Origin of the sequence: Nocardiopsis sediminis, assembly GCF_042650565.1 — a bacterium.
Lineage (GTDB): Bacteria > Actinomycetota > Actinomycetes > Streptosporangiales > Streptosporangiaceae > Nocardiopsis_B > Nocardiopsis_B sediminis.
The window spans coordinates 3,808-13,406 of the sequence record NZ_JBHSBH010000019.1 but is presented as its reverse complement, the minus strand read 5'-3'; the positions used below and the strand labels follow the sequence as shown (position 1 = coordinate 13,406).

Here is a 9,599-nt window from a genome sequence, read left to right as displayed (position 1 = left end):
TGCCCCCGCAGCGCCCCCGCACCACGACCCGACACCACCCACGGCACCACCGCGGACGATCCCCCGCCGAACGGCACCACCACAGGCTCCGCCGGCGCATCCTCGTCCACAGGAGACACCGCGGCCGGCGCCTCCTCCACGATCACGTGCGCATTCGTCCCGCTCACCCCGAACGACGACACACCCGCACGGCGGCGGCCGTCCTTGACCCACGGGCGCTCTTCGCCGAGCAGCCGCATGTCGCCGCGCGACCAGTCCACGTGGGCGGTCGGCTCTTCGACGTGCAGGGTGCGGGGCAGCACGCCGTGCCGCAGCGCCTGCACCATCTTGATCACGCCCGCCACGCCCGCCGCCGCCTGCGTGTGCCCGATGTTGGACTTGAGCGACCCCAGCCACAGCGGGGCGTCCTCGTCCCGGCCGCGCCCGTAGGTCGCCAGCAGCGCCTGCGCCTCGATCGGGTCGCCCAGCCGGGTGCCGGTGCCGTGGGCCTCGACCGCGTCGACTTCGCGCGGCTCCAGGCCCGCGTTCGCCAGGGCCTGGCGGATCACCCGCTCCTGCGAGGGCCCGTTGGGCGCCGTGAGCCCGCTGCTGGCGCCGTCCTGGTTGACCGCGCTGCCGCGGATCACCCCGAGGACCCGGTGCCCGTTCGCCCGGGCGTCGGACAGCCGCTCCAGCAGCAGCATCCCCACACCTTCGGAGAAGCCGGTGCCGTCCGCGTCGGCGCTGAACGCCTTGCACCGGCCGTCGGCCGCGATGACCCGCTGCCGGCTGAACGCGGTGTAGGTGCCCGGGGCCGACATCACGGTCACCCCGCCCGCCAGCACGAGCGGGCTCTCCCCGGTCCGCAGCGACTGGCAGGCGAGGTGGATGGCCACCAGCGACGCCGAGCAGGCGGTGTCGACGCTCATGGTCGGCCCCTGGAGGCCGAAGGTGTAGGCCACCCGGCCCGAGACGACGCTCGGCGCCGCGCCGGTCACCAGGTAGCCCTCGATGTCGGCCGGCGCTTGGTGCAGCCGCGGCCCGTAGTCCTGGGGCTCGGCGCCGATGAAGGTGCCGGTCTGGCTCCCGTGCAGCGAGTGCGGGTCGATGCCGGCGTGCTCGATCGCCTCCCAGGCCGTCTCCAGGACCAGGCGCTGCTGCGGGTCCATGGCGACGGCCTCACGCGGGCTGATCCCGAAGAACGCCGGGTCGAACTCGCCCGCGTCGTGCAGGAAGTGCCCGACCCGCGCGTAGCTGGTGTTCCCGGCGTCGGGGTCGTCGTCGAAGAGCCGGTCCAGGTCCCATCCGCGGTCGATGGGGAACCCGGTGACCGTCTCGCGGCCGTCCCGGATCAGCTCCCACAGCTCCTCCGGTGTGGACACGTCCCCGGGGTAGCGGCAGGCCATCCCCACGATCGCGATGGGTTCGTCGGAGTGCACAACGGCGGTGACGCCGCCCGCGTCCTGTTCGCCCAGCCCGAGCACGCCGAGCAGGTGGTCGGCCAGCGCCGCGGGGGTGGGGTGGTCGAAGGCGATGGTGATCGGCAGCTCCGTGCCGAGCTCGGCGGCCAGTCTGTCGCGCAGCTCGACCGCCGCGAGGGAGTCCAGGCCCATGTCCTTGAACCCCTGGTCGGCGGAGACCTCCTCCAGCATGCCGGGCAGGACGGCGCTCATGACGTCGAGCGTCGTGGCGCCCACCAGTTCGACGGTGGCCTTCCGGCGGTCCGCGACGGACGGGGAGTCCGCGAGCCGGAGTGTGAACGCCGAGACCCGCCCGACCCCCGAGGGGGAGCCGCTGGACTCGACGCCGCTGTTTTCGGACTGGCTCATGTTGGTGGCCCTCCATGCGAACCGGGGTTGCCCGTCCGTGGTGCGCGGCCGGGGCAGCCGACGAGGGGAGACAGGAGCGGCCCACCGGCGGTCACGGGGGACCCGGCGGGCCGGTGGGGCTACTCGTAGGTGCGGGTGAAGAGGATCCGGGAGGCGGAGACGACCTCGTCGCCGCGCGTGATGACCTCGGTGGGGGCGGGGCGCCCCAGGAACATGAGGAGGCTGGCCGTCATGCCGTAGGCCCCGGCGTTGGGGATGGTCACGACGTCCCCGGGCCGGAGCGGGGGGACGGGCACGTTGCGGCCGAGGAGGTCGCCGGGTGTGCACAGGGGGCCGACGAGGTTGGCGGGCCGCGTGTCCGCGGCCACGGCCGGGACCCCGGTGTCGAGCCCGACCGAGACGGGCAGCAGCCGGCCGAGCCCCGACATGCCCCCCAGAGTGTTGATCCCGGCGTCGAGCACGGCGAACGTGCTGCCGCGGCTCTCCTTGACGTTGGTGACCGTGCACACGAGCCGGCCGCAGTCGCCGGTGAGGTAGCGCCCGGATTCGCAGGCGACCCGGGGGGACCCCTGCCGCCAGTCCGGGAAGTGCGCGTCGAGGGTGTCCTCCAGCGCCGCCCGCAGCCCGCTGTAGACGGGGCGCTTCCCCGGCTTGAGGTAGGGGGAGGCGAACCCCCCGCCGATGTCCAGCAGCGCCGGGTCCAGCCCGGTCGTGTCGCGCACCTCGGCGGCCGCTGCGATGGTGTGCCGGAACTCGGTGATCAGGGATTCCTCGTCCTTGGCGTTGCTCAGCGAGAACAGGTGCATGCCCGACAGGCGGGTGCCCGGCACCGACCGGAGATCGGGCATGAGCCCGGGCAGCGTCTCGCTGTCGAACCCGAACTGGGAGGGGGCCCCGGTCATGCGGATGCTGGTGGCCGCCCCCGCTCCCGCGGCGTTGACGCGCAGCAGGCAGTCGGCGGTGGTCCCGCGCTCGGCCGCCGCGTTCCCGACGCGGCGCAGGTCGCCGGGGGATTCCACCGAGAAGGAGCGGACACCGGCGTCGAGGGCGGCCCCCACCTCGCCGGCGGTCTTGCCCGGGCCGGTGTAGAGGATCTCGGCCGGGTCGAAGCCGGCGGACAGGGCCGCGGCGAGCTCGCCGGTCGAGCTGATCTCGGCCCTGCACACCGGGGCGCCGCTCGTCCGCAGCGCCCGCGCGATCTCCGGGTGCGGGTTGGCCTTGAACGAGAAGTAGACGACCGTGCCCTCGGGCAGCGCCCCCGTGAGGTCGCCGAGCGCGGCGGCCGCGCGCTCCAGGTCGTAGACGTACAGGGGCGATCCGTAGCGTTCGACGAGTTCCTCGTCGCTCTTCGCGGACACCGCTTCGGCCGTCACGACGCGCCTCCTTCGAGCATCTGGGCGAGCGGGCCGCGCGCGTTCTTGCCGTTGCGGGTCAGCGGCATCCGCTCCACTGTCTTGCAGATCCCGGGGACCTTCGCCGGTTCCAGGCGCCGGGCCATCTCCCGGAGGACCTCTTGGGGGCTGCGCTCGGACTCGACGAAGAGGGCCAGGTCGTGCCCGGGGCCCGGGGGGACCACCGCGGCGGCCCGCACGCCGGGGATGTCCAGCGCCGCGGCCTCGATCTCGACGGTGCTCATCCGGGTGCCCTTGCGTTTGAACATGTCGTCGCGCCGGCCCTCGAAGTACAGGTAGCCGTCGTCGTCGAGGGACCCGTAGTCGCCGGTGCGCATCCACACTTCCCCGGTGGACGCGTTGCGGCGGTAGACCCGCTCGGTCTGCTCGGGTGCGCGCCAGTACCCGGCCATCACGTTGCGGCCGACCACGGCGATCTCCCCGCTCTTGTGCGGCGGGAGGGGGACCCCCTCGTCGTCGAGGATGAGCACCCGGGTCCCGGGCAACGGCCTGCCGACCGAGTCGGGGTGGGCGAACTCCTCGTCGGGCGGCATGATCGTGACGCGCTTGCACTCGGTGATGCCGTACATCCGCACCACCCGGGCGTTGGGGAAGGCGCCGCGCAGTTCGTCGATCGAGGAGGCCGAGAGCGCCGCACCGGTGTTGGTGATCATGCGCACGCTCGCGGTGGCGTCCGGGCTGCGCCGAGCGAGCGTCGTCAGCATCGTCCCCAGAGAGGGGACCACCGGGACGACGGTCACGTTCTGCTCGCGCATGCGCCGCATCAGCAGCAGATCGCTCTCCATGCCGCTGAGGATGATCTCCGCGTGGCCCAGACCCGCCAGGAGGACCTGGTAGAGGCCGTAGTCGAAGGCGAGCGGGAGCCGGCACAGCACGACGTCGTCGGAACTGTAGCCCAGGACCTCGTTGATGGCCGACGCGGCGAAGACCACCGACGCGTGCGGGCACATCACGCCCTTCGGGGCGGCCGTGCTGCCGGAGGTGTAGATCATGATGGCGAGGTCGGCCGGGGTCACCTCGGGGGGCCCTGCGGTGTCGCCGAGGAAGAACTCCACGGCCTCCCACAGCTTGTCCAGCGCGTGGGTGGGGACGCGGGCCTCGGCGGCCGCCGCCTGGAGCCCCTCGCTCTCGCCGATGGCCAGGGAGGGCCGGCAGTCCGCGATGATCGATCGGAGCTGGAACTCCTTGAGCCCGGGGTCCAGCGGGACGAGGACGGCCCCGACGCGCGAAGCGCCGTAGAGAACGGGGACGATCTCGCGCCGGCTCGACGCCAGGACGAGGATGCGGTCGCCGCGTCCGACGTTCATCTCCGACAGCCAGCGGGCGAAGGCGTGGCTCAGCGCGGCGACCCGGGCGTAGTCCCACGGCCCGTGGGGGTCGCGCACCGCGGTGGCCCCCGGGGCCGCCGCCGCGGCCCCGTCCAGGATCTCGTGGATGAGACCCGATCGGGCCGCCCGGTTATCGCCGGTCGAATTGGACAATATGACTCCCTTGATCCGAGCGGGTGCGTTCGCCGCCTTGTTGACACGCGAATAGCGGAATGCGGAGACCGAATCCGCGAAAACGCTAACCATCGCCGCCGCGCCAGACACCCCCTAAGATCCCCCTAGCGCTCTCCTTGACCTGGAACCCGGCAAGGGGTACCGCCAACCGCCTATCCGCGGGCGCCGATGCGTTCCAATGCGTGCTTTCGGAGTTGGGTCCGGTCGATCTTCCGGTTGTAATTCAAGGGGAACTCCTCCAGGTGCACGTAGTGCCGCGGGACGAGCCCGGCGGGAAGGGTCCGGGTGAGCCGGGAGGCGAGTTCGGCCGGGCGCTGGAATGCGCCCGTATAGAAAACGACGAGCTGGAGGCCGCCGTCGTTCTCGGCGGCGACGGTGGCGGCGTCGGTGATGCCGGGGAGGGTCCGCAGCGCGTGGTCGACCTCGGTGAGCTCGACGCGCCACCCCTGCACCTGGACCTGGGAGTCGGCGCGGCCCAGGTAGACGAGTTCGCCGTTGGGCGCCCGGCGGACGCGGTCGCCGGTGTTGTACCAGGTGCGGCCGGCCCGGGGGACGAAGCGGCCGCGCTCGTCGCGCGGGTCGAGGTAGCCCGGTGTGGCCTGGGGGCCGCTGATCCACAGCTCGCCCTCCTCGGGGACGGGCTCGCCGTCGGCGCCGATGAGCAGGTGGTCGTGGCCGTCGTTGACCCTGCCGATCGGCGCCAGCCCGTTGACGCACATGCCGGGCGAGGCCGCGGGGTCCCACCGGTGGGCGGCGATGGTGATGGTCAGCTCCGTGGGCCCGTACAGGTTCTCCAGGGTCGAGGCGGGTGCCGCGCCGAGCCAGTCGGTGGCGTCGGCCTCCTTCAGGGCCTCGCCGGCGAAGAGGCTCCAGCGCAGGCCGGGGATCGCCGAGGGGGTGAGCCGGCCGGTGCGGCGGACGAGCTGGATGGCGTTGGGCGTGGAGAACCACACCGTGATGCCCTGCTCGGCGATGAACCCCGGGATGTCCCGGTAGACGGTGACGGGGACGCTGACGGCGGTGGCCCCGGCTCCCCAGGCGCAGAAGAGGTCGAACATCGCGCAGTCGAAGGTGAGGTCGAACGTCTGGGAGAAGACGTCCGTGGGGGAGAAGTCGAACCGCGCGTCGAGGTAGCGGAAGTAGTGGCGGGTGTTGGCGTGGGTGATGGGCACGCCCTTGGGGCGGCCGGTGGAGCCCGAGGTGAACAGCACGTAGGCGGTGTCGGACGGGGCGACGGGCACCGGGGCGGCCAGGGCCGTGGCGTCGTCGATCCCGTCGGCGGCGGGGTCGAGGATCCGCAGCCGCGCCCCGCCGGCGGCCAGCTCGTCGGCGACCGGGCGCCCGTGCGCGTCGGCGATGACGGCGTCGACCCCGGCGGCCTCGACCATGCGGCGGGTGCGCTCGGCGGGGAAGTCGGGGCTCAGCGGGACGACCGGGATCCCCGTGTACAGGCCGGCGAGGATGCCGACGTAGGCCGTGGTCCCCTTGGCCGCGAGCACGCCGATCGCGGTGGGCGGCCGGGGCCCGCCGTGGAGCAGGGCCCCCGCCCAGCGCCGGGCCAGCAGGTCGGCCTGCGCGTAGGTGGCGGTGTCGGCCCCGGCCCGGAAGCAGGCCCGGTCGGGGCTGACCGACAGCCCGCGCTGAAAGCGCGAATAAAGGGCATGCGGAATTTCCATTGTCATTCTCGATCACCGGTCCACGTGGTTCGGATCCGTTGCCCACCGGAATTCGGTGGTGATTTCCCTGGCGAGTGTCCCCGTTTGTTATTTCGGTGTCCTGGGGCATTGCCGTCGGTCGCCGATGGCGATTACCATGTCCAGGGAATGGGGTGGATGAATCGAATCAGGTATCCACGTCCGATCCATCCGCGGGCGGCCGGTGTTTCCGCCGCGCGCGATCGTTCGCTCGTTCATTCGATCGAGAGTGTGAGGCCGTCACCATGTGGGATGAGCAGTTCGAATCCATCCTCCGGGAGCACCTTCCTTTTCTTCCGGCCGACGAGGAGATCCGCAAGGACCTGAGCCTGATGGAGGCGGGGCTGGACTCGATGGGGATCGTCGAGCTCCTGTCGAAGCTCGAAGCCGCCTACGAGGTGCGTTTCCAGGACGAGGCGCTCGCCTTGGAGACGTTCGAGAGCGCCGGGACCCTGTGGAGCACCCTGGCCGCGCTGGCGTGACCGGGTGCCGGGGGCGGGCGGTCACCGCCCGCCCCCGGCACCACCGGGTCAGGTCGCCGTCGCCGGCTTCGCGCGCATCGCGACCAGCTTGGGGGTGACCGGGGCGACCCGGAAGGTGTTCCGGGTGATCGCGACCCGGCCGAACAGCGCGTCCTGCCCGCACACGCAGACGCTGCGCACGCCCAGGCCCTTCAGCGACGCCACCGCATCGGGCCAGTGCAGCGCCCGGGTGAAGGTGTCGAGCAGCAGGGTGCGCACTTCTTCGCCCGTGGTCAGCACCGTCCCGTCGTGGTCGTCGACCACGGGCAGGCGCGGGTCGGCGAACGTCAGCCCCGCCATCGCCTCCTCCGCGCTCGCGCGCAGGCCGCCGAACGCCGCCGAGTGCATCGGCGGGCGCATCGTGTACAGCGGGAGCCCGCCGATCGCGCGGACGCGCTGCTTCAACCAGTCGGCCCGCGACTCCCGCAGCGACAGCATGGTGAAGTCGGAATCGATGACGCAGGCAACATCGTGCCACTCGGACCGCTCGTCCAGCTCAGCCAGCAGCCCCTTCAGAGCCTCCGGCGGGACCCGGACGAAGGAGAGGGTCACGATGTCGCCGTGCTCGGTGGCGAAGTACTCCTCGGTGCGCCGCGCAAGCTCGGCGGCGAGCCCGATGCCCTCCTCGGCCGTCAGCGCCCCCGAGAACACGGCGGCGGCCCGGCCCCCGAAGCTCGGGCCCACGCAGACCGCCGGCTCGATGCCGTAGGAGTCGAGGGCCCACTCGGCGAGGGCGAGGGAGTTCACGACGAACGCGACCTGCGCCGCCTCGGAGTAGTCGTCGTCAGAGGACAGGAGCCGGTCGGCCAGCGAATAGCCGAGGACGTCGTCGGCGACGGCCGTGAGGCGGCGCGCCTCCGGCGTGTTCTTCATGAACTCGACGGCATCGGCGGCCTGAGTGGGCCCCATACCGGGAAAGACGACGGCGGTCTCGGGTTCCAGGGTGAATTCCATGCAGGCTATTCCAAACTCGTGAGGAATTCGATCATGACCTCTGCGAAGCGCTCCGGCTCCTCCAGGTGCGGGGAATGGCTGGACTCCTCGAACGTGTGCGCACGGGCCCCCGGGATGAGGTCGTGGAAGGGGCGCCAGGAATTCGGTGTCACCTCATCGTGGCGGCCCGATATCACGAGGGTGGGGGTGGAGATCCGGGGCAGGACGTCGACGACGCCCCAGTCCTTCAGCGTGCCGATCACGTGGAATTCGCACGGGCCGTTCATCGTCTGATAGACGGTCGGGTTGCTGAAGGTGTCCATGAACGTCGCCATGAACTCCCGGGGCCACGGGTCCATGCGCAGTACGTGCCGGTTGTAGAAGACCATCATCGCGTTGAAGTACTCGCGGGTGTCCGTTGTGCCGGCGGCCTCGTGCGCGAGCAGCGTCTCGTTGATCCCCGCAGGCAGCAGGTCGCGCAGGACCTTCAGCTCCTTCAGCCACTCCGGGTAGGACGCGGGGGAGTTCGCGACGACCAGCCCGCGCAGCCCGGGCGGGCGGTGGGACGCGTGCACGACGGCCAGCAGGCCGCCCCACGAGTGCCCGAAGAGGACGTAGTCGCCGGCGATGCCCAGGCGGCTCAGCAGGTTGCCCAGTTCGTCGTTGAACATCTGCGGGGTCCAGAACCCGGGGTCCGCGTCGGGGAGGGACGTGGAGCCGCCGTTGCCCAGCTGGTCGTAGTGGACCACCGGCCACCCCGCCTCGGCGAGGTCGGCCAGGCCGAGCAGGTAGTCGTGTGTGCCGCCGGGCCCTCCGTGCAGGACCACGACCGCGGGCCGGTCGCCGCCCGGTGTGCCGGTCACCCGGTACCAGGTCGCGTAGTCACCGAACGGCACGGTTCCCCGGGCGGTGGGGGTTCGGGGCACGTCGACCACCTCATCCGGTCGGCGCGGGAACGGCCCCGCGCCATAGGCCATTCATCTCGTCCGCCGCCCGCGTATTCGCACGCGAACGGCCATCATGACGGTAGGCGCCGGGCGATGCGGGGGTGGACCCCTAACCGGCCCGTGTCGCTCCCCTAAAACGGGCGGAATGCTCCCCCTGAGTTTCGTCCGCGCCGCGATCGGACGGTTCCGGAAATTGCGCTCCGCGCGGCCATGACGTCGGCATTCACCCTATACCGGGGGGCGATCCCGGGGAGGGGTGCGGCTTCTCCGCCACTGGAGGAAATCCGAATTCGGTTGCTACCGTCGCCATATGAAGAATTTGCTGATGCGCCTCTCCGAACTCGATACCCAGGCGGGTGACGAACTCCGGGTGATCGGATTCTTCGATGCGCTTCTGCAAAACGGCGCCCGGCTCGACCGGATACTCCTGGAGACCGCCCGGCTGGCGGAGTGCCCCGTCGGGGTGAGCGTCCCCGCCCTCGGCGTGAACCGGCGCGCCGGCCACCGCGGCGCCCTGCTGCCCGCCGTCGAGGCCGCGCCCGGCGCGCTCACGCACAGGCTCGCCGACGGCGGCCGGGTCTGGATCGAGCGCCAGGGGCCCGCACTCGCCCTCGACACCATGCTGGCGGAGCGGCTGGGCCTCGCCTGCACCATCGCCCTGGGCGGCGGCACCGACCACCCCGACCCCGCGCTCGTCGAACTCGTCCTGAACGCGTCGACCGGCGAACCCGAACGCTCGCGGGCGCTGCACCGGCTCGGCATCGCCCCCGACCGGCCCGTGC

General features: G+C 71.9%; 7 protein-coding genes and 1 pseudogene. 2 read left to right on the top strand and 6 right to left on the bottom strand.

What is annotated here, in order from left to right; genetic code table 11:
- From ACFOVU_RS27720 to ACFOVU_RS27705, 4 genes are all read right to left on the bottom strand, one after another.
- A partial coding sequence (locus ACFOVU_RS27720) for a type I polyketide synthase (RefSeq protein ID WP_378538329.1) occupies positions 1-1,808 on the bottom strand: 1,808 nt, incomplete at its 3' end.
- A 119-nt stretch (positions 1,809-1,927) separates the two neighbouring features.
- Entirely contained in the window at positions 1,928-3,181 is a 1,254-nt protein-coding gene (locus ACFOVU_RS27715) for a type III PLP-dependent enzyme (RefSeq protein WP_378538328.1), read from the bottom strand.
- Positions 3,178-4,701: an AMP-binding protein gene (locus ACFOVU_RS27710; protein ID WP_378538326.1), complete on the bottom strand. Its 1,524-nt coding sequence runs from the start codon at positions 4,699-4,701 to the stop codon at positions 3,178-3,180. Before ACFOVU_RS27710 ends, ACFOVU_RS27715 begins: the two co-directional genes overlap by 4 nt.
- 173 nt (positions 4,702-4,874) lie before the next feature.
- Complete coding sequence (locus ACFOVU_RS27705) at positions 4,875-6,398, bottom strand: AMP-binding protein (protein ID WP_378538325.1); 1,524 nt, start codon at positions 6,396-6,398, stop codon at positions 4,875-4,877.
- Between the two features lie 263 nt (positions 6,399-6,661).
- Here ACFOVU_RS27705 and ACFOVU_RS27700 point away from each other — a divergent pair, with 263 nt between their 5' ends.
- Positions 6,662-6,898: a phosphopantetheine-binding protein gene (locus ACFOVU_RS27700; RefSeq protein ID WP_378538323.1), complete on the top strand. Its 237-nt coding sequence runs from the start codon at positions 6,662-6,664 to the stop codon at positions 6,896-6,898.
- Between the two features lie 48 nt (positions 6,899-6,946).
- Here the strand turns inward: ACFOVU_RS27700 and ACFOVU_RS27695 are convergent, their stop codons facing one another.
- Both ACFOVU_RS27695 and ACFOVU_RS27690 read right to left on the bottom strand, forming a co-directional pair.
- A complete protein-coding gene (locus ACFOVU_RS27695) occupies positions 6,947-7,891 on the bottom strand; it encodes an ACP S-malonyltransferase (protein WP_378538322.1) in 945 nt (314 codons plus the stop codon).
- Positions 7,892-7,896: 5 nt separating this feature from the next.
- A complete protein-coding gene (locus ACFOVU_RS27690; RefSeq protein WP_378538320.1) occupies positions 7,897-8,796 on the bottom strand; it encodes a proline iminopeptidase-family hydrolase in 900 nt (299 codons plus the stop codon).
- 331 nt (positions 8,797-9,127) lie between these two features.
- Here ACFOVU_RS27690 and ACFOVU_RS27685 point away from each other — a divergent pair.
- Positions 9,128-9,599, top strand: a pseudogene (locus tag ACFOVU_RS27685) (hypothetical protein); the annotation flags it as partial.

Coding starts and splice junctions, on each gene's coding strand:
- ACFOVU_RS27695 (WP_378538322.1), bottom strand. CDS start 7,891: ATGGAATTCACCCTGGAACCCGAGACCGCCGTCGTCTTTCCCGGTATG.
- ACFOVU_RS27700 (WP_378538323.1), top strand. CDS start 6,662: ATGTGGGATGAGCAGTTCGAATCCATCCTCCGGGAGCACCTTCCTTTT.
- ACFOVU_RS27705 (WP_378538325.1), bottom strand. CDS start 6,398: ATGGAAATTCCGCATGCCCTTTATTCGCGCTTTCAGCGCGGGCTGTCG.